The 23917-nt window shown below is 39.4% G+C and carries 25 protein-coding genes, 1 pseudogene and 1 riboswitch; of the genes and pseudogenes, 21 read left to right on the forward strand and 5 right to left on the reverse strand.

The window, feature by feature from the left end:
• Positions 1-69 precede the first annotated feature (69 nt).
• From QZ995_RS16920 to QZ995_RS17000, 18 genes are all read left to right on the forward strand, one after another.
• A complete protein-coding gene (locus QZ995_RS16920) occupies positions 70-2556 on the forward strand; it encodes an excinuclease ABC subunit UvrA (RefSeq protein WP_301809057.1) in 2487 nt (828 codons plus the stop codon).
• A gap of 22 nt (positions 2557-2578) precedes the next feature.
• On the forward strand, positions 2579-3004 hold the full coding sequence (locus QZ995_RS16925) for a MarR family winged helix-turn-helix transcriptional regulator (RefSeq protein ID WP_301809059.1): 426 nt from the start codon (positions 2579-2581) through the stop codon (positions 3002-3004).
• Between the two features lie 12 nt (positions 3005-3016).
• A complete protein-coding gene (locus QZ995_RS16930) occupies positions 3017-3886 on the forward strand; it encodes a GNAT family N-acetyltransferase (protein ID WP_301809060.1) in 870 nt (289 codons plus the stop codon).
• Between the two features lie 357 nt (positions 3887-4243).
• Positions 4244-4729: a GAF domain-containing protein gene (locus QZ995_RS16935; RefSeq protein ID WP_301809061.1), complete on the forward strand. Its 486-nt coding sequence runs from the start codon at positions 4244-4246 to the stop codon at positions 4727-4729.
• 207 nt (positions 4730-4936) lie between these two features.
• Positions 4937-5356, forward strand: coding sequence for a MarR family winged helix-turn-helix transcriptional regulator (locus QZ995_RS16940; protein ID WP_301809062.1), 420 nt, complete (start codon positions 4937-4939; stop codon positions 5354-5356).
• 236 nt (positions 5357-5592) lie between these two features.
• On the forward strand, positions 5593-5886 hold the full coding sequence (locus QZ995_RS16945; protein WP_301809063.1) for a hypothetical protein: 294 nt from the start codon (positions 5593-5595) through the stop codon (positions 5884-5886).
• A gap of 171 nt (positions 5887-6057) precedes the next feature.
• Positions 6058-6594: a DUF4241 domain-containing protein gene (locus QZ995_RS16950; RefSeq protein WP_301809065.1), complete on the forward strand. Its 537-nt coding sequence runs from the start codon at positions 6058-6060 to the stop codon at positions 6592-6594.
• A gap of 144 nt (positions 6595-6738) precedes the next feature.
• Positions 6739-7671 (forward strand): hypothetical protein, encoded by a 933-nt coding sequence (locus QZ995_RS16955; RefSeq protein ID WP_301809066.1) that lies wholly within the window; start codon positions 6739-6741, stop codon positions 7669-7671.
• Between the two features lie 382 nt (positions 7672-8053).
• The gene (locus QZ995_RS16960) at positions 8054-8731 is read left to right on the forward strand and encodes a helix-turn-helix transcriptional regulator (protein ID WP_301809067.1); all 678 of its coding nucleotides are present in this window, start codon (positions 8054-8056) and stop codon (positions 8729-8731) included.
• A gap of 253 nt (positions 8732-8984) precedes the next feature.
• Entirely contained in the window at positions 8985-9137 is a 153-nt protein-coding gene (locus tag QZ995_RS23870; protein ID WP_366919708.1) for a laterosporulin family class IId bacteriocin, read from the forward strand.
• Positions 9138-9226: 89 nt separating this feature from the next.
• Complete coding sequence (locus tag QZ995_RS16965; RefSeq protein ID WP_301809068.1) at positions 9227-9718, forward strand: hypothetical protein; 492 nt, start codon at positions 9227-9229, stop codon at positions 9716-9718.
• Positions 9715-11565, forward strand: coding sequence for an ABC transporter ATP-binding protein (locus tag QZ995_RS16970; protein ID WP_301809070.1), 1851 nt, complete (start codon positions 9715-9717; stop codon positions 11563-11565). Before QZ995_RS16965 ends, QZ995_RS16970 begins: the two co-directional genes overlap by 4 nt.
• Positions 11566-11569: 4 nt before the next feature.
• A complete protein-coding gene (locus tag QZ995_RS16975) occupies positions 11570-12004 on the forward strand; it encodes a redoxin domain-containing protein (RefSeq protein ID WP_301809074.1) in 435 nt (144 codons plus the stop codon).
• Positions 12004-12534, forward strand: a complete 531-nt coding sequence (locus tag QZ995_RS16980) for a MauE/DoxX family redox-associated membrane protein (protein ID WP_366919709.1) — start codon at positions 12004-12006, stop codon at positions 12532-12534. The genes QZ995_RS16975 and QZ995_RS16980 overlap by 1 nt, the downstream gene beginning before the upstream one ends.
• Positions 12531-12947: a hypothetical protein gene (locus QZ995_RS16985; protein WP_301809077.1), complete on the forward strand. Its 417-nt coding sequence runs from the start codon at positions 12531-12533 to the stop codon at positions 12945-12947. Before QZ995_RS16980 ends, QZ995_RS16985 begins: the two co-directional genes overlap by 4 nt.
• 26 nt (positions 12948-12973) lie before the next feature.
• Complete coding sequence (locus QZ995_RS16990; protein ID WP_301809079.1) at positions 12974-13363, forward strand: DUF6941 family protein; 390 nt, start codon at positions 12974-12976, stop codon at positions 13361-13363.
• 202 nt (positions 13364-13565) lie between these two features.
• Positions 13566-14345 (forward strand): TrmB family transcriptional regulator, encoded by a 780-nt coding sequence (locus QZ995_RS16995; protein WP_301809081.1) that lies wholly within the window; start codon positions 13566-13568, stop codon positions 14343-14345.
• A gap of 679 nt (positions 14346-15024) precedes the next feature.
• Complete coding sequence (locus tag QZ995_RS17000; RefSeq protein WP_301809213.1) at positions 15025-15921, forward strand: macrolide 2'-phosphotransferase; 897 nt, start codon at positions 15025-15027, stop codon at positions 15919-15921.
• A gap of 92 nt (positions 15922-16013) precedes the next feature.
• Here QZ995_RS17000 and nadE read toward each other — a convergent pair whose 3' ends face one another.
• The 5 genes and pseudogenes from nadE to QZ995_RS17025 form a co-directional block, all read right to left on the reverse strand.
• Positions 16014-16835, reverse strand: a complete 822-nt coding sequence (nadE, locus tag QZ995_RS17005; protein ID WP_301809083.1) for an ammonia-dependent NAD(+) synthetase — start codon at positions 16833-16835, stop codon at positions 16014-16016.
• Between the two features lies 1 nt (position 16836).
• On the reverse strand, positions 16837-17475 hold the full coding sequence (gene nadD, locus QZ995_RS17010; RefSeq protein ID WP_301809085.1) for a nicotinate (nicotinamide) nucleotide adenylyltransferase: 639 nt from the start codon (positions 17473-17475) through the stop codon (positions 16837-16839).
• Positions 17476-17489: 14 nt separating this feature from the next.
• Positions 17490-19124 carry a nicotinate phosphoribosyltransferase gene (locus QZ995_RS17015; RefSeq protein WP_301809086.1) on the reverse strand — a complete coding sequence of 545 codons (1635 nt, stop codon included), beginning with the start codon at positions 19122-19124 and terminating at the stop codon, positions 17490-17492.
• A 53-nt stretch (positions 19125-19177) separates the two neighbouring features.
• Positions 19178-19731: pseudogene (locus QZ995_RS17020) on the reverse strand (cysteine hydrolase family protein).
• Between the two features lie 75 nt (positions 19732-19806).
• On the reverse strand, positions 19807-20583 hold the full coding sequence (locus tag QZ995_RS17025) for an NUDIX hydrolase (RefSeq protein WP_301809088.1): 777 nt from the start codon (positions 20581-20583) through the stop codon (positions 19807-19809).
• A 328-nt stretch (positions 20584-20911) separates the two neighbouring features.
• Between QZ995_RS17025 and QZ995_RS17030 the strand changes: the two genes are divergently transcribed.
• The 3 genes from QZ995_RS17030 to QZ995_RS17040 all read left to right on the forward strand — a co-directional run bounded on the left by QZ995_RS17030 (position 20912) and on the right by QZ995_RS17040 (position 23892).
• Positions 20912-21295, forward strand: coding sequence for a VOC family protein (locus tag QZ995_RS17030; RefSeq protein WP_301809089.1), 384 nt, complete (start codon positions 20912-20914; stop codon positions 21293-21295).
• A 294-nt stretch (positions 21296-21589) separates the two neighbouring features.
• Positions 21590-21730: riboswitch (FMN riboswitch) on the forward strand.
• Positions 21731-22047: 317 nt separating this feature from the next.
• Positions 22048-23202 carry a bifunctional diaminohydroxyphosphoribosylaminopyrimidine deaminase/5-amino-6-(5-phosphoribosylamino)uracil reductase RibD gene (gene ribD / locus QZ995_RS17035; protein WP_301809091.1) on the forward strand — a complete coding sequence of 385 codons (1155 nt, stop codon included), beginning with the start codon at positions 22048-22050 and terminating at the stop codon, positions 23200-23202.
• Between the two features lie 15 nt (positions 23203-23217).
• Positions 23218-23892: a riboflavin synthase gene (locus QZ995_RS17040; protein ID WP_301809094.1), complete on the forward strand. Its 675-nt coding sequence runs from the start codon at positions 23218-23220 to the stop codon at positions 23890-23892.
• Positions 23893-23917 lie beyond the last annotated feature (25 nt).

Below are 23917 nucleotides of genomic sequence, written 5' to 3' on the forward strand. Positions count from 1 at the left end.
TTACAGCATGGATTTTGATCCTTATAATTGAGTATGTCAACTATTAACTAACTCAAGTGTGGTGATCACATGAACAACAACCGGGATTGGATTGAAATACGGGGAGCAAGACAAAATAATTTAAAGAATATTAGCGTCAAATTTCCAAGAAATAAGTTATCAGTGGTAACAGGTGTATCTGGCTCAGGTAAATCTACCTTGTTGTTTGATATTTTGTGTCAGGAGGGAGAACGGAAGTTTATAGGCGCAATTGGTAGAATAGCGGATCATGTACAGAGACCTGATTATGACGAAATTTATGGATTATCTCCCATTATTAGTGTGAGTCAGCAGCAATGTAATAAAAATCCCCGGTCAACGGTCGGAACCTACAGTGAAATTTATACATACCTCCGGCTTCTGTATACAGCTATTGGAGAGAGGGCATGTCCTCATTGTGCGAAAACAATAGAATATTCGATTTTGCGCTCATCGCCTGTTCATACGATTAAAAACGGTCATGAGGTTTTGGAGGTGCATTCTTGTCCATTTTGTCATAAGCCTGTAGAAAATATTACGATGGCCCACTTTTCTTTTAACACCTTAGCCGGGGCTTGTCCAAAATGCTTCGGTCTAGGGAAAATCGTCGAACCAAATTTTGAAACGATTCTTGATGCTTCTCTTTCTATTAAAGAAGGCGGGATTAAGGTTTGGAAGAAAGGCTTTGTTTGGCATTTCGGTCCTTTGCTTGTCCGGGCGGCCAAATACTATGGGATTCCTTTTCGAGAGGAGGATTTACATACTCCAATCGGTGAGCTTGATGAGGCCATGAAAACACTGCTTTTCTATGGTACGGAGGATGAGCGAATAAGAGCCTTGAGACCGGATAAACCAGCTCCGAAAGATATGAAAGAAGGGAAATACGAGGGTGCTGTTAATAGTCTGATGAGGCGTTATTTTGAAGAATCCCAGCAAGATGAAAGCGTTGAAAGAGAGGAATATATGCCGTTTCTACAACATGCAGTCTGCCCCGAATGCCAAGGGACTCGATTGAAGAAGGCTAGCCTAGAAGTAAAAGTGAACGACACATCGATCCATCAACTCTTTTCAAAATCAATCGAAACGCTGAACGGTTGGATTGATGCTTTGAAAAATCATTTGTCTGTCTTAAATTATGAAGCCGTTCGTCCTATTTTGGCAGACCTGAAGGAGAGAATTGAGGGTCTATGTAAAGATGGATTAGGATATTTATCTCTCGATCGAACTTTTACGACGCTATCAGGTGGTGAGACACAGAGATTACGGCTGGCTGCTCTGTTAAACTCTAATTTAACAGGCATAGTCTGCGTGCTGGACGAGCCGACTACAGGATTACATCCGCAAGATACCGATAAATTGATCTCCTCCTTGCAATTACTGCGTGATCTTGGCAATACAGTGATTGTGATTGAGCATGATTTAGAGCTCGTCAAGCACGCAGATTACGTTGTAGATATCGGTCCTGAGGCGGGGAGTGAAGGCGGCTTTCTAGTTGTACAAGGATCGCCTGATGAAGTACAAAATACAGGAAACTCCGTAACAGGTGAATGCTTGAGACAGAATAAAAAAGCGATCAGGCAAACAACGAGGGAATGTCAGGCTGGCTTACAAATCAAACAAGCAAGTAGCCATAATTTAAAGAATGTGGACGTGCATATCCCATTACATGTGATGACGGCTATTGTCGGTGTTTCAGGCTCCGGTAAGTCAACGTTAATCTTTGATGAGCTGCTGGAGAAGTGGGATCGTAACATGGAAGAGAGAGCAAAAATCAATCGAATAGTAGTAGTCGATCAATCCTCAATGGGCAGAATCGAACGTTCTAATGCGGCTACCTACACCAAAGTGTTCGATGATATTCGTCAGGCTTTTAAAGAAACAGCACACCGACAAGGTATAAAAATAACAGCATCTGATTTTTCCTTCAATGTGGCGGGAGGTAGATGCGGGCACTGTAAAGGCACAGGAAAAATAAAGCTACAAATGCATTTTATGTCCCCGCGCTATCTGGTTTGTCCTACTTGTGAGGGAAAGCGTTATAATGAAAATGTACTGCAAGTAAAAATAGATGGATGTAACATTGCTGATGTATTAGAGATGACTGTCAAGCAAGCGCTAGCTTTGTTTTCAAAAATGGATAAAATCAAACAAAAGCTTGTCTACTTAGATAAAATTGGCTTAGGATATATAAAATTGGGTCAACCAGCAAATACCTTGTCTGGTGGAGAGGCACAAAGAATTAAATTGGCCTCGGAGCTAGCTACTGCTGATGGACGAAATACACTGTATATTTTAGATGAACCTTCAGTGGGATTACATGAAAGCGATACCGATAAACTCATTCAGGTCCTCCATGAATTAGTCGATAGAGGAAACAGTGTTGTTGTTATCGAGCATCATTTGAGCTTGATCCGTCAGGCTGATTGGATTATTGAGATGGGGCCAGGAGGTGGGGAAGACGGAGGGCGCGTGATCGCCCAAGGAACTCCTCAACAACTGAAAGCCAATCCAAATTCTGTTATCAAACCATATTTATAGAGCTTTGAAGGAAGGTGCTTTTTTGACAAAATTCTTGGAGGATAGCTTTATTCCGTTTCAATGTGAAATTGTAAGCCGTCATAATAAATTTAATATCGAGGGAATTACGTCTGCCCAGTACAATGTTTTAGAGCTTGTCCAAACACAAGGTCCAAAAACAACAAATGAACTGGCGAGTGCACTAGGGATAACGGTATCAGGTATCTCAAAATTAACCAAAAAACTTTTACAGAAAGGACTGATTGAACAACAACGCAGTCAAGCAGATAGACGGTATTATCATATTGTCTTGACAGAAGCGGGAGAGAGCTTTCTTAGGAAAGCAGAAAACTCACGCAAGGAGATCATTCAATTAATCGGAAAAGCACTTTCAAAGGAAGAAATCGAAGCCTTTAGCCGAATTTGTTCGAAGTTGAATACATATTTGACTGATCATAAAGCAAAGTAGGTGATTGACGATATGAATGGGCTAGAAAATACAATATCCCCGATAACAAAATTTGAAGAGTCTGATATTCCAGGATTAATAAAGCTTTCGTCTTCTGTAGGTTGGGATTATGACCAAAATGAAATCAACACCATTTTGCTATCAGGCAATGTTTATGGACATAAAAACAAAGACGGGAGAATTGTCTCAAGTGCAGCCATTATCCCGTATGGCGTCAAACTAGCCTCTATTGGCATGGTCATTGTAAGTCCGGAATATCGAGGACTGGGCTTAGGAAGAAAAGCTACGCAAAAATGCATAGAATCGATTCCTGATTATACACCAGCTATGCTGATTGCCACAGAGGATGGGAAACCCATGTATGAAAAGATGGGCTTTCATTCTACAGACTGTGTTCATAAATATCTTTGCTCAAATTATTGTTTTACCCCTTATAGCAGGAATATAGCAGCTAATATACAGGCGATGCAAAAGGAAGATTTGCCACAGGTCATAAAAATAGATAAAGATGCCTTTGGTGTCGAGAGAGGAGCTTTTCTTCGCCATAGATATAATCAGGCAAAAGAGGCAGTGCTTGTGAAAAGTCCTGACGGTCAGGTAGTAGGCTATGGTTTATCTATACTTGGACCCATTAATCTCATAGTAGGCCCTATCGTCGCTCCGAATGCTGATATAGCATTCGCAATCGTTAATCAATTGGCTATGAAGCATTCAGGTAAGGTAAGAATTGATGTACCCTCAGAAAATGAGCCGTTTATGTCTTATATTGAAGCATGCGGGTTTGAAAAGGTGAGTCAGCCGCCTATCATGATTACAAAAGCAAATCATTTACCTGCTCGTAACAAAACATTATTCGGAATTGCAGCACAGATATTTGGATGAAGTTCCAGCTCCGAATGAAGCAACCATTAGCTTCAACAGCCGGTAGCAGTTACTCGCGAAATGACTGACTATCAAATTTTTTTCAAGATCGTCAAGTGCAAATGACAGCTTACGGAGCTGATTTGAAGGTTATTGCTAACTTTTCAAAGCAAGATTTCACTCATGAAGGTAAACTCATTAAAGCCGGTTCTCTAATCATAACAGATGGGGATAAGCAGATCGTGTATCAGTAGACAAAAGTGTAAGAAGATATGCAAATTCAATCCTAATGGGAGTATAAAACGTTATAATAGGAAAAAGAGAGAGTTCTAACTGACAATCTCATTTTGCTATTATAATCGTGAGGTGACGGCATCCATGTTTCAAGCAGAGGGATATACAGGCAATAAACAAGAGAACTATGAGCTTCTTTTAAAACAGCTAGATGCATTAGTAGATGGGGAGCCCAATGTGCTCGCTAATCTGAGTAATGCAACTGCTTTATTAAATCAATTTTTGACGGAAGTAAATTGGGTAGGGTTCTACCTATATGACAAGGAGCAAGACTTACTAATTCTTGGTCCTTTCCAAGGACTGCCGGCTTGCACACGTATTCCAACAGGGAGGGGAGTGTGTGGAACAGCAGTTTTGAAACGATGCACGATGAGAGTAGCAGATGTCCATGCTTTCCCAGGCCATATTGCTTGCGATGCGGCATCTCGCTCTGAAATTGTTATTCCCATTTTTAAAGGGGAAGAAATCTATGGGGTGCTCGATATCGACAGCCCGATTACAGATCGTTTTGACGAAACAGACGAGAAGTATTTAGAAGAATTTGTCCTACGTGTAGCAAAGTGTTTGTAGAATAAAACAAAAGAGATAGCAGAATAGAAATGACTAACAACCAAGCGTCTCATGAACAAGCGCGCTTGGTTTCTTTTTGGTACATAACGAATGGGTATGGTGGTAAGGCCTATCTGACAAATACCACGAATTCTTGACAACACTCTACCTCTTTTATATATTTTACTCAATTAAATTTTTAGTATGTAAAATAAGGTGGTAGTCATTTTGGAAGATAATCATTCTGTTGCTCATGAAATCCAAACATTGATGATCGAAATGAGTGGTGTGCAGCAAAAATCTAAAGCTTTTATGGATCTTTTTGTCAAAGATGACGTTTTATCACAAAATCATGTAATGTTGTTAGTCGGCTTGAAACTAATGAATAGTCTAAGAATCACCGAAATCGCTGAACGATTTCTCATTACAGCGGGTGCGGCAACCTCGATGTGTGACAAATTAGAAGAGCTTGGTCTCGTTAGTAGAATTCGGACCAAAGAGGATCGTAGAGTGGTTTTGGTAGTTCTTACAGAAAAAGGACAAGATAAAATAAACGAACTATTCAAAGGCTTTTCTAAGAAAAAGCTACGTGAGATGGCTAATGTATTTAAACAAGTGAATGAATTATTGTCAACAATTGTTGAGTAGATGAAATAAAAATAGAATGCGAAGAAAGATGGGCTGTTCTTATCAAGAGCAGCTTTTTTTATTCTACTTACTTTATTTACAGAAAAATATATCTATATTAAATTATATCTGAGGAATATTTTAGTTACTAAAATATATACATATTAAATTGTGTGAAAACTAGTAAATAGAATCTGGGGGAATGACGTTGCCTGCTTCAATTGAAAAGATTCAATGTAATAGAAAGGAAGACATACATGATGGGAAGTAAGTATCTTCAATATTTGTGCAGAGGTGTAGTGGGTCTGGTTGCAGTGCCAGTACTTGCTGTCTTCTCTATAGGAATGTACATTTGCTCCTTTGTCTCAGTGATTGGGGGAGTGCTGTATATAGTGGGGATTGACATTCATATAAGCCTTTGGAAGTTTGGTCAGGTATCACAGCTTTCTAGTTTTTTTATTGCAGTAATGTTTGGTGGGATTTTATTACTACTGGCTGTTCGAAGCTGGAGGCTGTTTCAAATATCTTGTCACTATGTTAAGAAAAGCTGAAATATACCGAATGGTTCATGATATAAGAAAAAAGAACATGTATAATGAATAACAGGATATATGAATTCATTTTTTTGCTGTTCGAATCATTTTTTTCTCCAACCTGTTTGGGAAGCTCCTACTTTTTTACTAGTCTATGTTGATCATTTTTGAGGAGGAAACGAGGAAGTAATGATTAATCTAGGGACATTTCAAGTTACATCTGGGGCATTAGTGGTATCAGATCCTTGCTATAATTATGAACAAGGCATTTCAGGAGTTGTAGAGGAAGCGGTAGTCGGTACGTGGATTGGCGTAATTGATCGAATAGACACAGGAGATTGGGGAGAGCGATGTGCCTTAGTTTGTGCTTATCACGAGTCAATTGATCTTGAACAGGTGACGAATTGGGAAGTATGTGACTTTATTGTAGGAGTAGACAGTGGTCAAGCGGGAATCTTTGAGCGTCAAATCTATCGAGTGGATGAGTCTGTAATGGGAGAAACGAAATTCATGCCTGAGCAAAGATGGTATTCTTCCTGCTGCGACCAAACATTGAGTGAACTCCAAGCTGGAGTGATTAATGGTGGTGTCGTTTCTAGCTCGGGATTTGGCGACGGTGGCTATGAGGCATTTATCGCGAAAAATGCTGAAGGAAAAGTAATTGCGGTACAGATAATATATATTACTGAAGAGGATTTGCTTGAAGAGGAGGAAGACGAGGAGTAGCCTGGCATCCAAAGGGACCTGCACGGTTCCTTTTTTTGCATTATTTTCCGATATTTCTACTATTATTGCTCGTTATCAAATATATTCAATTCAAGTAAGTTTCATAGAAGAGTGGCAGGGATATTTGAATGAGAGGAGAAGCCCGTGAAGAAAAAAATCGTATACATATTAGATGAATTTATAGATATCGGCACCTATACAAAGGATTATAAAATAGTAACTTCATCAATTGGTTACGACAACAAGATCTACATATTACTAGTGAATAAAATACCAGAAAGAATAAACGGAATGTTTGTTCAATCTCAAACACCAAATTGCTTTATTTATAAAGTACTAATCATTACTGAAGATGGCCAGGTACATGAAACATCGCTAGCCAAACAACGATATCATTATCATTTTATACAGCCCCTAAATGACAATAACCTGTTGGTAGTGGGTGCAAGAACGAGGTATTTTGGCCCAGACAATTTCGAGCTGAACGGTAAAATATTTGATTTGAACGGGAAGCTAATCAAGAAGCTGCTGCTAGGAGATGGGATTCAACATGTTCAAGTATCTCCTAACGGCACTATTTGGACAGGTTTTTTTGGTGAAGGGGTCTTCGGCAATTATGGATGGGCCGATCCGATTGGAGCTTCAGGCCTGGTTGCCTGGGATCAAGAAGGAAAACAAATATTCTCAAATCATAAGGCAGATATCTATGATTGTTATGCATTAAATGTAGTTAGTGACCAAGAGATTTGGTTCTATTACTATACCGACTTTCACTTGGTGAAAATAGCCAACGACCAAATGGAGTTTTTCAATCCTAAGATATCTGGGTCATCAGGTTTCATTACCTATAATAGCTTTTTCTTATTTGATAAAGGGTATGGTAAACATGATGAATATATTTTATTGAAAAATAATAGTTTTGGTAATTTTATACAAAAATGTGAAGTAAGGTTTATCAATCAAGAAGGGAAGACGATCCAGTCCCATGATCGGGATTTTAGGGGGGAGGTTTTGATTCTTAGAGAAGGAGATAGCTTATATAAAGTTCATTTATGTGATATTGTAAATGAAGTGTGATTATAGATAGAGGATTTTTCATATAAATGCAGGTTTTCTATCATGTTGAGTGATATATTTTTTCTTTATGATCTATACGAAACCAGAAAATGTTTTTGTTTAAAAATAAATAATATTACCTGTAAAAACTATGTAAAAAACCTTTTGTTGTATTCTCTCTTTGGAAAGACATGCAACATAAAGGTTTTTTATTTTTAGGAATTCGTGAAAATTTATTATATATGGTATGGTCGCGGAATACGTACGATTGGATACAATTTTATGCTGGTAATAAAATTTTGTAATTTTTTATAAAATATAATTTTAAGGTAATGTCTGTTATACGTTTTTGTGTTAATTTACAATATATGTTAAGTTTTATTAAAACATAAATTTTAGTGAGGTGTTATCGTTGCAAGAGCATACAGAGATGCCGGTAGTGACAATAAACCATTTGCTCGATTATCTCAAAGAAGAAATTCACTTTGTCCAGCCTTTTTTTTGTAATCCACATTTCTTCATTGTGACAAACAAGGATGCGAAGAGCATAGATTTCATGTGCTCAGATGGAAAGACGATGAATGGGGAGCTGGAGGACTCTTTTAAGAAGAAAATGATAGCGTTCTCAATGGAAACGATCCAAGAGGCAAGTTCTACAAGAAATCCTGCTATTCGATATGGGGATGAAATGTTTCCAAATGAACTGCCGGGATGGATCAGTCTCGGAAGTCCGATCTTTATTAATAATACAAAAAAGGGATATGTCAGCTTAAACTATCAATCACAAGAGCATATCTCTTACATAGTGAATATTTTTTGCTACATCATTAAAACAGTAGAATGGCAATTAAACAATATAGGTGCTTCCCGGAAAGAGCAGGAACTGGAGAAGAAATTCAAAGATTTTCAGCTAACCAAGAAAGAATGCGAGATTGTTCATAGTCTTCTTGAAAATATTTCGATTAAAGACATTTCAAAACATCATTTTATATCGGTAGAGACGGTTCGAACCCATGTAAAAAATATTTATAATAAGGTTGGAGTAAATAATAGAGTAGACTTAGTTAGAACATTTGTATAGCTACAGTAGAAAAATCCCCCACGAAGGTGATTTTAAATGAAATTGGATATAATATAATAAAAATGTAAAAGTTACCATATTGAGTAACCTGATAGTTTTACTTCAGTATTCATAATGGTAATTTTTCGAAGTGGTTCGCAAGTCTTTATATCTCTAGTGCGCTTTTTCCATGGAATAGAGTATGGGGACTGTACCACAAAACAAAATGAATTAAATTCAAAAAATTCAAACATTTGAATGGAGGATGAAGAATATGGCTTGCCAATGTCCAGATGCAATCTCAGGTTGGACTCATACAGATTACCAGTGTCACGGTTTGGAGAAAAAAATGTATAGACATGTTTATGCAATTTGCATGAACGGTTCTCAAGTATATTGCAGAACAGAGTGGGGTAGCAGCTGCTAGGTTCTACACATTGATAAGGGAAGAAAAGGAACACTCTATATTCATATAGAGTGTTCCTAGTCCTTTATTTATTAGGAGAGGATAAAAGGATGGAAGCAGATAATCATAAAAAATTTCTCAAAAACCCCAATCGTTTTTTGGAAAAGATCGGGACTTTTTTTCCGGAAGAAATGAATTTAATGAAAGATGGACCGGCCATAGATTTTACATGGGTTCGTAAAGAGGCTTGCGGAACCGTTATTTACATCATGAGTGAAACGTGCAGTTTTTGTAAATATGATGCGATAAAAGAATTCGCTGATAAATATAATAAGTTTTCTCATCTGATTTTCTTATATGGATCAGAGGAATATAAAGAGCAGATAAAAGAAGAGTATGGAATTTCCATTCCGATCGAGTTAACGGATCTAAAAGAGATAGGCGAAAAATTATATATAGAGTTGGTTCCCACTATGATTTCTATGAATCGTGTAGGCCAAATTATCACTTGCGGTAGTTTTAACAATGAAGTGGAGTCACTTGAGATGAGAATGGAGCCGTTTTTGAATGTCTATTACTCCTTGGAGAATGTTAAAAAATGAGCCTGAATGGCAAAGGTTCTGTACATAGCACGAGCAACCGAGAGCATTTGGGATTTGTTCAAAAGATGCGACACAGACAACAATTATTTCTGTATGCATGTAAAATCATCTGGAATTTTAACAAAACCTATATGCTTTTGGTCTGCTTCTTGAGTATTATTCTTGCTCTGCAATCAAACGCTATTATTGTTGCGAATAAATATACAATCGATAATCTTGTCAGTTCACAAATTTATCTTGCGCTACTTGGAATTGGAATTATGCTGTTCCTCGAATTGCTTCAGGAGACGTTTGAGCTTTTCTTGCGATTCTATAATACGAAATGTGATGAACAGTTTGGGATTTACAGGGAGCAACAACTATTTGACAAGCTAGCAGGTATGCAATTGCTAGAGCGTGAGCATCCCAGTTTTCTAGGAAAGATACAGGTATGGTCGCTTGGACTGATGAAAATACAAGCCACCTTTCAAACTGGAATACAATGTGTAAAAGCATTATTGACAGGGGGAATTTCCATTTATGTGCTGGTAAGTGGGTATTGGCTTATCGGTGCTATTATTATTGGGTTTTCCCTTGTAAAAAGTATATTCGTATTTAAGGTTATCGATCCGCTGGTTTCTATGAATTTACAAATGGCACGGGCTCATAACCTATCTACATATTTTCGCGATCTGCTAGTCCGAAAAGAGGCACAAAAAGAGTTTCTCTTATTTCAGGCTTTTTTCTTTTTTAAAGAAAAATGGCTAGAAGCAAAAACAAACATCATGAACATGAATATAGAAATCACGAAATTAAACGTAAGGCCAGAATTCATTAGTAGTTTGTTATCTGTATGCAGCAGATTAATTATTATGGTGATGATGGTCTTCCTTGTTGCGGATAAGAGGATGACTATTGGAGATTTTGTTGCAATATCCTTGGCTGCCTCATTGGCTGAAAGAAATATCTTGTCTCTGTTTCTTCAATGCAAAAATTTATTAGAAAATCTTCGCTATGTAGATGAATATCAGAAATTAGATTTGATTACTCCAAGCAAAGGGGAAAAACAAGCGGCGATAACAGATTTTCAGCTAAAGCAGGGGATAGAAGTAATCGATTTAACCTTCACCTATCCGAACAGGCAGGAACCCGCACTTCATAATATTAATCTATCGGTAAAAAAAGGCGAAAAGATTGCGATTATTGGGGACAATGCAGCTGGAAAATCTACGCTGATCAAGCTATTGCTCGGCTTATATCAGGCGCCGGATAACACGATTTTTTATGATGGTGTGGAGCAAAAGCAACTAGATGTTGCAGGTTTATGGAAAAGCTGCGGAGCAATCTTTCAGGATTTTATGAAATACAAGGTATCTATTCAGGATAATATTTGCTTGGGAGTAGAAAGGAGAGATGATCAGGAGCTGTATCATTTGCTTGAGCATCTGAATATACAAGATTTTTATCGGTTAAAAAACGGTTTGTCTACCAAGCTTGGAGACATCCATGAGGATTCGGTAGACTTATCCGGTGGTCAATGGCAAAGAATTGCACTGGCCAGACTATTATATCGCAATCTGGATCTGATGGTTTTAGATGAACCCACTTCGGCATTAGATCCAAACAGTGAAGTGAAGGTATTTGACGATATCCTGGAGCTAGCGAAGGATAAGACACTCTTCATCATTTCTCATCGAATTGGAATCGGGAAAAAGGTAGATCGCATCTATTACATGAGGGAAGGAAGTATTATTGAGCAAGGAACTCACCAGCAATTAATGGATGCAAAGGGTGAATACTATCGAACCTGGGAACGCCAAAGCGAGTGGTATAATTCAGAATTAGTCTACGAAAATAGGGGGCCATAATACGATGTCAAAAAAACTAGTTCGTGATACCGGTTTAGAAATAGGCACAACGATTCCACACGTTCACTTCACAAATTGGGATTCATCACAACTAGAGCTGAACTTTTCCCCTAAGGGGGCGGCTTTAGTTTTCGTCTCCGTCTTTTGTTCATATTGTATCGATTTATTACCCCACCTTCGATCGATAAGTCAGAATCAGAATATGCAGCTTTATCTCTTTTCGGATGGAGAAATCGAGGATCACGCTGAGATGGTAGATTATTTTGAATGGGATTTCCCTGTGATTCAATTGAAACATCAGGAAATGAACAAAATCTTTAAGGTTAGCTATCACCCGTTCCTTCTTCTTGCTGATTCAAAGGGTGTGATTATTAGTAAAGGAGATATCTACAGGGCAGAAGATTTTCATAAAATTCTAGAAAGTGTAAGACTCCTATGATGTCATATCTGCTCTTACTTCCATATGGTTTTGCGTTCATGTTCTTTGTTTCCGCTGTTACAAAGTGCTTTTCATTGTTTGAATTCAGACAATCGATTGTACACTTTGATGTTATATCGAGAAAATATGTGATGATCAGCTCTTTTTTGGTTATTCTTATGGAATTTGCTTTAGCGATTTGTTTTGCTCAGCTTGTTTTTTTACATGCAGCTTTTATCCTGACTGGCTTGCTGATGATTTTTTTTATTGGACTTTTCATACGAGCTAGTAAGCAGAAAAAAAGCTTTGCCTGTAGCTGCTTTGGGGGTAGTGCCAAAAAGACAAACATAAAACTTGCCATCCTGCGGAATTGCTTGTTATTGCTTGGAGCCATCGGAGGTTTTTGGATAGCTAATCAGCTAGAGGGGATACCAAATACCCCTGAGCAGATCATGCCGTATCTTATTGTAGCAGCGTTTTTCATACCTATTTACAAGGAATTGCACATTTTATCTAAACTGAGAAAGAAAATAAGGATGATAGTGCTATGATGAGTTTCTTGCTAAGTATTTGGGGCATCATACTTGTTTTGATCATCGGGATGAAGTTAACAAAAGCCTTCTATTATAAAAGGTATCTTCAAATCTATGTTTCTGGCAGTGACGAGATTACGGAATTGCATGACAAAAGTATTTTTCTCTTTCTAGCTTATACTGATCCTAGCAATGCTGAATATCTTGCGGAAATCAGCCGTCGCTTCCCTGAATATCAGATCTATATCATCTATAAGGCGCCTGAATGGAAGGCAAGGGTCTTTTCACGTCAAATCAATGAGCATGCGAAGCTACGAGTTGATGAACAGGGTATCATGTCTGATGATTTAGGGATTACAGCTTTTCCTGCTTTTCTTACTTACCAAGAGATTTTCAAGAAAATATCGATCGTACGCTTTCATACGTATTAAGATTACAAGCGAGGTGTTTGTCATACATGCATAGTCAATTGGTAGTAGTAGATCACATCAATTTTAACAAGGAACTTAAAAAACATGACATAGGGCATATCCTTCATGACATCACGATTCCAGCATTACCCTACGTGTATGCTTTTCAGATGTTTATCGCGCTAAAAGAATTACCTGATCAGGCAACCTTTGAACTTCAATTGAAAATCAAAGACCGGAATGGAAAAGATGTTGGGATTTCGAGTCCCATCACAATGTATCATGAACGCCAGAATGAGCAATCCTCTGAAATGGAAACATCGTTAAAAATGTCTATGGTACTTAGCTTGGAAGGAACATATACAGCAGAGCTATATTATGATGGAGAAGTGATTACAACTCATCCAGTTCATGTACGGCTGGAGCAAGCGTCATAGGAATAGGAAGCCTGCTTTTTATTGCAATAGATAGTGAATGATCATTTTATGAAGCTACCTAACTCATATGGTAGCTTTTTATTTTTGAGTGAATAACATCGTCTACTTTATATAAGATAAATTGAATTACATCTTGACTTCGTGTACATAAAGAAGTAGTGTTTTTACATACTACTAAAAACGTTAAGGGAGGGCTCGTCTTTTGGTTGACGAATTACGCAAAATTGGACTATCGGACTTGGAGGCAAGGTGCTTTTTAGCTCTACATGAGGAACCAAAGATATCCGGGTATGAGGTTGCGAAAAGAGTATCCGTATCGCGAACGAATGTCTATGCAGCTTTACGCTCTCTAACAGAGCGTGGCATATGCAGAGCCATTGAAGGTGATCCTGTTCTCTATGACGCAGTTCCTATCGAGCAACTAATTAAGGTTTTACAATACGATTTTGAAAAAACAACAACGAAATTATCGCAAGAATTAAAAACACCACCTCGACCGGCTTCCTCTTTTTATTCGTGGCAGGGAAAGGAAGCAGTAAAAAAAGCTATTAAACGATTAATTTTGCATGCCCAGAACAGTATAGTAGTGGATATATGGTCGGAGGATGTTCAGTGGGTAGAGGAATATTTGCTTGATGCAGAACAACGCGGTGTCTTTGTGACCTTAATTACTATTGGGGAGAGTCATAGTCCACTAAGGCATGTACATGTTCACAGACGTAGCGATGAATGGCAGAATATGCAAGCTAGAAGATTCACTATCCTATGTGACAGCAGTTTCAGTCTAATTGGTAGCTTTACTACAGATACGAAATTGTCAGCTTTAGAAACGGATCATCCATCTGTGATTGAGCTTTTGCAAAACGCCTTTTATCATGATGTCATCATGGAACGGGTGGAACGCGATTTTAAAGAGCAATTTCATAATAAATACGGTAAGGACTACAATATGATTATTGAACCTTACAGGGATAAAATATAATGTGTCCCTTACTTCCTGATAACAACTAATTGTTGCTCCTGTTTACATATAGCTGTTAGTGGCTGCTAATGAGCTTCGTAATTCATTAGGGTTTTTGGGAATTGTAAAAAGGGAACAAAATTTTGAAAGGCGCTGACGCAGCGATTTAAGCAAGAGAAGATTGTATTTTTTTAAGACTTATGGTATTCTGAAACAAATTTATTGAACGGAGGGTTTTCTCATGGCATACATAAGATTCCGATTTACTACTTTGGCCCACTAATTTAATAGTGATCAAAGGCTCTGCCTGTGTGTAGAGTAATCGGGATTAGTCTGCCTTTTTATAGGAAAACTCTATGAGAACGATATGAAAAAAGGATGGACATTCGGTGTCTGTTTTTTTTTGTATTGTAAGTTTATGTAAGCCAAGAGACACGTTTAATCACAAAATCATCATTTTGGGATAAAAGCGCGCTGTTTACTGTCAGATAGCTAGTAAAGAGTAGGCTTTGCACCTAGTATTTACACGTTACCTTGTATCGCAACGTCTCACATGAACAAGGTAAATGGCCCCCGACTTATTTTTGGTGTTCTTTTCCCGTTACTCCAGCACAGGCAGCAATGCCTGTGTATTTTGTTTTGATAGTTATGATTTGGTTTCGGGTGTAAAAATACCAAAATAAAGGACGTGAAGCATATGATGATAAAAACAGACGAGCAAATCCTGGCAGATGCGAAGAAGCATGGACTGCTGCTAAAAGAGGATTCGTTACAGAGAAATGATTCTGGTTTAGATTTTCAGGTTGTTATGGCGCACGATCTGAATGGGGTACAATGGGCGTTACGGTATCCAAGACGAATAGATGTGCTACCCTCGGCAAAAAAAGAGAGGCAGATTCTAAACCTGATAAAATCGAGAGTGTCAGTAGAAGTTCCGAATTGGAGAATTTACTCAGAAGAGCTGATTGCATACCCGTTGTTAAAAGGTGTACCAGCAGGAACGATTGTTCCAGAAGCAAAGGTATATATTTGGGAAATTGACGAAAAAAATGTACCAGATGCATTTCATGAAACGCTCGCCTTTGCAATCGCCTCCCTGCATCGGATTAATCCGAACGCTTGCAGAGAGGCGGGGATAGAACTGGAGACTGCTGAAGAAGCAAGGTCCTTGATGAAAGCGAGGATGGATAAAGTCAAAATGACATTTGGGGTAAGTGATGATCTCTGGAATCGCTGGCAAGATTGGCTTGCAAATGATACGCTTTGGCCCCCGAAAACGGTGCTTATTCACGGGGACCTGCACGCGGGACATATCCTAGTTGATGAAGCATCACGAGTAACAGGCTTGATTGATTGGACGGAGGCAAGGGTAACAGATCCCGCCCATGATTTTGCGGCTCATTACCGGACTTTTGGGGAAGAAGCACTGCAAAGATTAATTTATTACTACGAGCAGGCAGGTGGAGACGTTTGGCCGAATATGGCTGATCATGTCATTGAATTAGCTGCTAGTTATCCTGTTGCCCTTGCTGAATTTGCCGAAAAATCGGGGCTAGAAGAGTACAAGGAGATGGCCAGACAAGTTCTGGGCGGATAATTTCTTAATAAAGACAGCAGGCTCAGAATGAGAATTTGTTGATTGCAAAAGGTGCCCCTCCGAAAAAGCATGCTTTTTCGGAGGGGGCTTTTTTACCTCCACCAGACATCGAATGGAGTTACAGGTAAGCGGCGCTTGTGCTCGGTTTTATCATACTTTTCTTCGATTTTTTCCGCGATTTCAGCAGATACAGGCTTCAGGGTTAAATAGTTGTCTAAATCATCGTAAGAAAAACCAAGGGCGGTTTCATCAGGTAATTGAGGACGGTCATCTTCAAGATCGGCTGTAGGAATTTTTAAATATAAAATATCAGGCGCTCCAAGATCTTGCAGGATTTGTCTTACTTGCCCCTTGGTCAGACCGGAAAGGGGGACTACGTCAGCGCCTCCGTCTCCATATTTAGTGAAAAATCCGGTAGTTGCTTCGACAGCCTGATCAGTCCCAAGAACTAATAGTCCTAAGTGGCCGGCTATGTCATATTGAACCTTCATGCGTTCTCTTGCCTTCGCATTACCCTTGTGAAAATCTGACAGATCAATTCCCGTTGATTGTTTAAGCTGTTCAAGAGAAGTATCAACGGCCGGCTTGATATTAACCATCATATTCTGATGTGGCTTGATGAATTGAAGTGCTTTTTGGGCGTCAGCTTCATCTATTTGAGTTCCGTAGGGAAGACGAACAGCCACGAAATGATATCGTTTATCCGTCGCATGAGTAAGCTCATCGCAAGCAACCCGGGCCATGATACCCGTCAAGGTAGAATCAATTCCGCCGCTTACTCCCGCAATGTATCCATTAGCTCCAGATGTAAGAAGGTACTGCTTTAAAAAATCTACCCTGTCACGAAATTCACGTTCGGGCTGTGCATCTACATGAACATGCAGCTTTTTGATCATTTCTGTTTGTTTCGTCATCTCAACGTACCTCGCTCACATATAATTGATGTTCCTTGATGTAATCTAAAACCTCCTCAGGCAGGAGAAAACTAGCTTCACCATCATTGCGAAGCTCACCGCGAATGTAGCTGGAGCTAATACCCATACTGATTCCTTTTGACATTGTCAGGAAATTTTCATCATTATTGCGTAACAAGGGATCCTTAGCAATTAAATCATCAGAGTGATAGCCTTCTCTTGCCATGACAATAAACTTGTTGTTTTTCACCAATTTTTCAGCATTCCCCCAGGAGGATATACCTTCTAGCAGATCTGCTCCCATGATAAAAAAGATTTCATCTTGCGGATACAGATTTTTGAAATGATTCATTGTGTCATAGGTATATGTTTCGCCAGGTAACGCGTTCATTTCAACGGTAGAGATTTCAAATAAAGGTTCCCCAAAACGATTTTTCTTGTTTTTGCACGTTTCCAAGGCAAGCTGAAGCATGTTTAATCGGTGGCGATCTTCCGTTTGGAGTACCTTATCTCTACGCAGGGAAGAGCAGGGAATAAAAAACACTTTGTCCAGACGTTTACGTTTTGCCACAGCAGCAGCTGTAAAAAGATGTGAATAGGTAATAGGATCAAAGCTACTTCCGTAAATGCCATATCGCATGAACGTTTCCTCCTTTAAGATTCTATGAGAGCAAGCTCGCGTATTTCGTTAATCATCTTCTTTTTCAGCTCCCGTAATTCATCAGATAAAGTAACGGGATATACCTCTGGATTGTCTAAGCGAAGATATTCCTCCCAGAATGTATTCTTTTGGGCTTGATGGAACTTCTTGATTTCTTCCAGAGATGGATTATCATAAACCAGCTTTCCTCCTTCAAAAATAGGAACTAATAGCTCGACTGCTGTAAAATGACGTACGCGCTTCATTTTTAACGGATTCACTGGATGCTTTAGTTGAATCTCCTCGAGGCCTTGAATATTCTCATGCTCGAGGCAAATATAATCACCTTTTGCCATACCATCCTGATCGTATATCCGATAGGTTTTTTTGCAACCAGGATTAATAATCTTGTCTATATTTTCAGAGACTTTAATGAGAGCCACCCAGTCCTTTTCGGTTCTTCTTGCAACAATTTTGTGTACCCCACCTAGGGCAGGAGTATCATAGGCAGTGATAAATTTGGTTCCAATGCCCCAAATATCAATTTTAGCTCCTTGATGCTTAAGAGAGGTAATCGTATGCTCATCGAGGTCACTGGAGGCAGCAATTTTTACATAGGGAAAACCCGCATTATCCAGCATTTTTCGCGCTCTCTTGGACAAGAAGGCTAAATCGCCGCTATCTAAACGAATGCCGGTAAGCTTCTGTCCATGTTCCTCCATCCGTTTAGCCACTTTAATCGCATTTGGGATACCTGAACCTAAAACATCAAAAGTATCGACTAGAAGGATACTCTTAGCGGGGAAAACCTCAGCAAAGGCGAGAAAGGCATCTAGTTCATTTGGGAAAAATTGAACAAATAAATGAGCATGTGTACCTGCAGTAGGAACACCATATTTTTTCCCAGCTTTCATATTCGAGGTGTAGTCAAATCCAGCGATATAAGCTGATCTAGCTCCTTGTACGGATGCATCGCGTCCCTGAGCACGTCTTTTTCCCATTTCAATAACACTTTGCCCATCTGTTGCTGTCACAATTCGAGACGCTTTTGTCATGAGCAGGGATTCACTGTTGACTGTATTAAGCAATTGAGCTTCGATCCAAATACACTCCATGATAGGGGCAATCATTCGTATGTAAGGAGTGTTTGGAAAGACAATTTGTCCTTCTTTCATTGCATGCAAGCTCCCTGTAAAACGTAGTGAGCGAAGTTCTGACAGGAAGGCTTCCTCATACAAGCCCTTGGAACGCAGATATTCAATGTCATTTTCATTAAAGTATAGATTCTCTACAATATCAATTAACTGTTCTAGTCCTCCAAAAGCAACGTATCCCCCTAACTCTCCAGTAAAATCACTGCTTGGCTTAACAAAAGGAGCTTTACGATAAAAATCATCAAATACAACTATCGTGCGGTGTAGATTTTTTTTGTATAAAGCATACATCATGGTAATTGCATATTCATCTACATCAAGACCGTAGTCTCTGGAGGGATCATAAAAGGGAAGGATTTCAAATTCTTGTTTTCCGCAAATAGGGCAGGGAGTTTCTTCAATTGTCATTCTAAAAGCAGGCTGCTTACAGAAGCGGCACATATGGATATAGCGATATTTTTTTGGATCAACAATATCAAAGATTGTTTTTGTCATTTTCGGCCAGTCCCCTCATTTTGGCTGTTTGAGAAAAAAGCATACATTAATGGTCAATAATTATTTGCGACCTGAATTCCCATTTGGTTTTTAAAGTGCTGTAATGCCCAATCGTGTCCTACAGGGTTGAAGCTTGCAACCGCATCCTCATGAATAATCACCTTGAAGCCAAGATACCAAGCAGATACGGCTGTATGGAGAATACATATATCAGTGCATGTTCCGACAAGATGAATTTGGCGAATGCCGCGCGTATGCAATTGTAGTGATAAGTCAGTTCCTTCAAATGCACTGTATCTTGTTTTATCCATCCAATAAATGAACGCTTCCTTTTGTTTATAGAGGCTGTGTAGCTCGCCATATAATTCGCGTCCCTTACTCCCGATTATATTGTGGGGGGATAGAGCGTCGATTCAGGATGAAATGGATCAATTTCCTTGTGTGCATCCACAGCCATTACCACAAATTCACCGTTCTGTAGAAAGTGATTGGTAAGTTGAACAATACGCTTTTCAATTTTTTGGGCAGGTTCTCCGCATGTCAAAGCACCATTGGTTGCAACGAAATCATTTGTGTAATCGATGATCAGGATAGCTTTTTGACTCATAAATAAATACCTCCATTTTAAGTGATTGATTTAACATGGTTAATATGACTATATAAAAGATTAAAAAAAGAAGGATTAATAGATGCTCACAAATGGCACATAATCAGTAAATTTATATAGTTTGGCTGGGTTTTGTGAGTATTTATTCGAGTATTTAGCGGAACCCTCAGCATCTCTGACTTCTTCAATAATTCCTTTTCGATTTATAGTAGACACCAAGCGCCTGCTAAAGTTAGAGCGATCTACTTTAAAATCAGGTACGACCGTTTCTATGACCTGAAGCAGTTCAGATAAGGTAAACTCTTCGGGTAGAAATTCTTTCGCAATATTAGTCTGAACCATAATCTCTTGGATTTTTTGCAAAGCATCCTTCAAGATTTCGCTGTGGTCAAACGCCAATTTCATGGACATTGCTTCCTCAACCGTGAATAAACGCGCATCTACAGCATCGTCATCAGCCTTAAATCCAGTCAATGCCTGCTCATTAACAAGGGCATAATAGGCAACGGTTGGAATCCATCCACCAGGATCACGGCCTGGAGTATAGTAGGCTTTTAGCTGTTTAATATGTACCTTCTCATTTAAGATATGCGTTTCCTCACGCAGCTCACGTTCAGCACATTGATCAAGCGTTTCGTGTTCATTGAGAAAACCACCTGGAAAAGCCCAATACCCTGGAAAGCGATCACTTTGTGGATCACGCTGAATCAGCAATATTTTTAACTTACGATCGGGAAGTGATTTGTGCTTGGTATCTTTTCTGGGCTCCGATGTAATCGTTAATATACAAATGTCGGTAGGTAAGCCATCAGGTGATCGATAGACTGGCGTTTCCTTTGGAGGAATTTGCAAAGTAAGAAGCTCCTTTCTACGTGTTCTTGAGGATATTTTATATGGTTATTTTCATATTGTCAATACGACTGTGTAAAAAACGGGATTTTTTACATACATTCTTTGCTTATGAGAAAGGAGCTGGATTTAATCTTGTATGTGGCTAAGGATATATCTCAATACTTTTGAAAAAATTAGGGAAGGGGAAAGGCCGATCGGTCGTTTTAAGGAGTTGGAATAGAAGAGACAGTTTGATCAATAATAGAAATGAATGAAGGCACAAATTCGTTCCATTTTGGTATATACTTCGTGTTCAGCTTGAATTTATCTTACAGGAAAGGGAATTTCAATGAAAATTAAACTAACGAGTATATTTGTCAATGACCAGGAAAGGGCTCTTTCATTTTATACAGAAGTTTTAGGCTTTGTGAAAAAAAGAGACTTGCCAGCAGGAGATTATAAATGGATAACGGTTGTTTCGCCAGAAGGACCGGAAGATATTGAATTGCTTTTGGAACCACTTGGGCATCCTGCCGCCGAAACATTCCAAAAGGAGATGTTTAAGGCAGGAATTCCTCTAATGACGTTTGCTGTTGACGATATTCACAAAGAGTATGAAAGACTGCTAAGGCTGGGTGTAGTGTTTAAGATGAAGCCTGTAGATTTAGAAGAAACCTCTATTGCTGTGTTTCATGATACATGCGGCAATCTTATCCAACTTTTTCAGGGATGACATACAAATACTAAGTAAAATCGGTTTGGAAGATATATTACTAGTGTTCCTTATCCGACAGCATAATTAAACGTATTCCCCATATTGAGGACTGCCGGTATCAGACGTTGGAAAAGTAGTGACTATCAGATAGAAGGACGTAGGTTTTTAGCGTAAAACACAACATTTTTGGCGTTACTAAGAAGACCAAGCTGCAGGTTTAGCATGCAACAAAATCCAAGGGTATCGACAAGAAGTCAGAAAAGTATCCGTTCCCATGCGTAGATACTTGTGATATACTACAGGCAATTGCATAACCACCTTCAGGGCAGGGTGAAATTCCCGACCGGCGGTAATGACGATTATGTCTGAGCCCGCGACTCGCAAACCGTTTTTTGCGACTGACTTGGTGAAAATCCAAGGCCGACGGTATAGTCCGGATGGGAGAAGGTACAAGGCTTATCACATTTTTCAACGAGGATACAAGACTTCGATTGTGGTGGCCATCGCAGACTGTTTTTTTATACATGAAAAGACGGTTTATTTAGATATATTCAATTATGTCTTTCAAGGCATGATCTATTTGCGGTGGTGTAACTCTTTGTGTATCCGTTTTTTGAAAAATACGACGGTAGGCTGTATTTCTCTATGCCCTTTTTCTGAAAAAGGGCATTTTTTATTGTAAAAAATCGGTTATGAAAATAACCAAGGTGCGTTTGCAAGAGTAAAAGCAATATACACAGAACGGAAAAATGCAGAAAGGAGGAACGCTTATGAACGAGCCTCACGAAAGGAAGAGGAGCGAATATGAGAATCAAGCCCAGTTGGATAAAGCTTTTATGAAGATAGCGATCCAATTGGCAGAAGGAGTGAGGCATCAGACATCTCCGAATCCTACAGTGGGTGCTGTGATTGTGAAAAATGGGAGCATTGTTGGTCTAGGAGCCCATCTGCGAGCAGGCGAGCCTCACGCTGAAATTCATGCCTTACGGATGGCTGGGGAAAAGGCAGCGGGGGCGACTGTATACGTAACCTTGGAGCCATGCAGTCATTATGGGAAAACACCACCCTGCGTAAAAGCGCTACTAGATGCAGGAGTGGAACGGGTTGTCATTGCTACAGAAGATCCCAATCCGCTGGTGGCTGGTAAAGGTTTAGCAGCTTTAAAAAATGCGGGTATCGATGTACAGGTCGGTGTATTAGAAAAGGAAGCACGAGAATGCAATGAGTCGTTTTTTCATTATATTCATACGAAAAGGCCGTTTGTTACGTTAAAGACAGCCAGTACATTGGATGGAAAGCTGGCTACAGCAACCGGGGATAGCAAATGGATAACGAGTGAATTGGCACGCAGGGAAGTTCATGAGGAACGGGCTAAGTCTGACGCAATTTTAGTGGGCATAAACACGGTGATAAAAGATGATCCCTTACTAACAGCCCGGTTGTATGAAAATGGAAGGCAACCGATACGAGTCGTTCTTGATCAAACTCTTCGTATTCCAAAAACAGCTGCGATTCTCAGGGATACTGCATCGCCAGTCTGGATTTTTACCACAAGAAGAGCTTCGCAGCAAAAAGTAGATTTCCTGCGCGCAAAAGGAATTCGGATTACGGTGCAGCAAGAGGATCAAATAACGATACCATTTGTCCTTCAAACCTTGGGAGAGGCAGAAATTGTTTCGGTACTTGTAGAAGGTGGCAGCAAGATAAGCGGGACGTTTTTAGAGGCACAAGCGATCCAAAAGGTAATAGCCTATGTCGCTTTTACACTTGTGGGTGGCGTGGAGTCTCCAGTCGCCTACGGAGGAAATGGCATTCTTTTGATGAAAGATGCGATTCGACTCAGAGATGTAGCAGTAGAAAAGGTGAGTGAACAGGAAGTAAGGATAACGGGTTACCCACTTTGGACAGATCATAGCAATTCATAAGGAGTGAGGACGATCATGTTCACGGGGATAATTGAGGAAGTAGGTACGATCACTGGATTTTTAGCCAGTCAAAAGGCTGGCAGTCTGCATATAAAAGCCAGTCTGGTTGTAGCGGGAAGTAAAATAGGTGATTCCATTGCAGTAAACGGAGTTTGTTTAACGGTTACCGAGTTCACCGCCAACGGCTTTGCAGTTGATGTTATGCCAGAGACGCTGAAAAGAACGAATCTGGGTGAGCTCCGTAATGGCGAGCTGGTAAATTTGGAACGGGCGATGTCTCTAAGCGACAGATTAGGTGGCCATCTGGTATCAGGGCATGTTGATGGCAAAGGAAGAATCTTATCAAAAAGGCAAAATGAAACTGCCATTCTCTTTGAAATAGAAGCAGGAGCAGATATCCAGCGTTATCTCATTCCCCAAGGCTCTATTACAGTAGATGGAATAAGCTTAACAGTGGTTGACATCAAAGCCAACTCCTTTTCCATATCGATCATTCCGCATACAGCAGCAGTTACTACGCTCGAAAAGAAACAGGTGGGGGACTTCGTAAATCTTGAAAATGATGTAATTGGTAAATATGTGGAACGGCTACTAGCTTCTCAAGGAAATGTAATCCATTCACTGCATTCAGCTCGCAACAAGCAACATTCTGTAACAGAAAGCTTTTTACGTGACAATGGGTTTGTCTAATACCAATGGCTAGGAGGGAATCTAC

It is taken from the genome of Brevibacillus laterosporus (genome assembly GCF_030489605.1).
In the GTDB taxonomy this organism is placed as follows: domain Bacteria; phylum Bacillota; class Bacilli; order Brevibacillales; family Brevibacillaceae; genus Brevibacillus_B; species Brevibacillus_B laterosporus_E.

Excerpts from the sequence above, each read along its gene's own strand:
- QZ995_RS16930 (WP_301809060.1), top strand. The coding sequence starts at position 3,017 with ATGAATGGGCTAGAAAATACAATATCCCCGATAACAAAATTTGAAGAG.
- QZ995_RS17040 (WP_301809094.1), top strand. The coding sequence starts at position 23,218 with ATGTTCACGGGGATAATTGAGGAAGTAGGTACGATCACTGGATTTTTA.
- QZ995_RS16975 (WP_301809074.1), top strand. The coding sequence starts at position 11,570 with ATGTCAAAAAAACTAGTTCGTGATACCGGTTTAGAAATAGGCACAACG.
- QZ995_RS17015 (WP_301809086.1), bottom strand. The coding sequence starts at position 19,124 with ATGACAAAAACAATCTTTGATATTGTTGATCCAAAAAAATATCGCTAT.
- QZ995_RS16935 (WP_301809061.1), top strand. The coding sequence starts at position 4,244 with ATGTTTCAAGCAGAGGGATATACAGGCAATAAACAAGAGAACTATGAG.
- nadE (WP_301809083.1), bottom strand. The coding sequence starts at position 16,835 with ATGACGAAACAAACAGAAATGATCAAAAAGCTGCATGTTCATGTAGAT.
- nadD (WP_301809085.1), bottom strand. The coding sequence starts at position 17,475 with ATGCGATATGGCATTTACGGAAGTAGCTTTGATCCTATTACCTATTCA.
- ribD (WP_301809091.1), top strand. The coding sequence starts at position 22,048 with ATGAACGAGCCTCACGAAAGGAAGAGGAGCGAATATGAGAATCAAGCC.
- QZ995_RS17000 (WP_301809213.1), top strand. The coding sequence starts at position 15,025 with ATGATAAAAACAGACGAGCAAATCCTGGCAGATGCGAAGAAGCATGGA.
- QZ995_RS16980 (WP_366919709.1), top strand. The coding sequence starts at position 12,004 with ATGTCATATCTGCTCTTACTTCCATATGGTTTTGCGTTCATGTTCTTT.
- QZ995_RS16945 (WP_301809063.1), top strand. The coding sequence starts at position 5,593 with ATGATGGGAAGTAAGTATCTTCAATATTTGTGCAGAGGTGTAGTGGGT.
- QZ995_RS16920 (WP_301809057.1), top strand. The coding sequence starts at position 70 with ATGAACAACAACCGGGATTGGATTGAAATACGGGGAGCAAGACAAAAT.
- QZ995_RS16965 (WP_301809068.1), top strand. The coding sequence starts at position 9,227 with ATGGAAGCAGATAATCATAAAAAATTTCTCAAAAACCCCAATCGTTTT.
- QZ995_RS16990 (WP_301809079.1), top strand. The coding sequence starts at position 12,974 with ATGCATAGTCAATTGGTAGTAGTAGATCACATCAATTTTAACAAGGAA.
- QZ995_RS17030 (WP_301809089.1), top strand. The coding sequence starts at position 20,912 with ATGAAAATTAAACTAACGAGTATATTTGTCAATGACCAGGAAAGGGCT.
- QZ995_RS16950 (WP_301809065.1), top strand. The coding sequence starts at position 6,058 with ATGATTAATCTAGGGACATTTCAAGTTACATCTGGGGCATTAGTGGTA.
- QZ995_RS23870 (WP_366919708.1), top strand. The coding sequence starts at position 8,985 with ATGGCTTGCCAATGTCCAGATGCAATCTCAGGTTGGACTCATACAGAT.
- QZ995_RS16985 (WP_301809077.1), top strand. The coding sequence starts at position 12,531 with ATGATGAGTTTCTTGCTAAGTATTTGGGGCATCATACTTGTTTTGATC.
- QZ995_RS16970 (WP_301809070.1), top strand. The coding sequence starts at position 9,715 with ATGAGCCTGAATGGCAAAGGTTCTGTACATAGCACGAGCAACCGAGAG.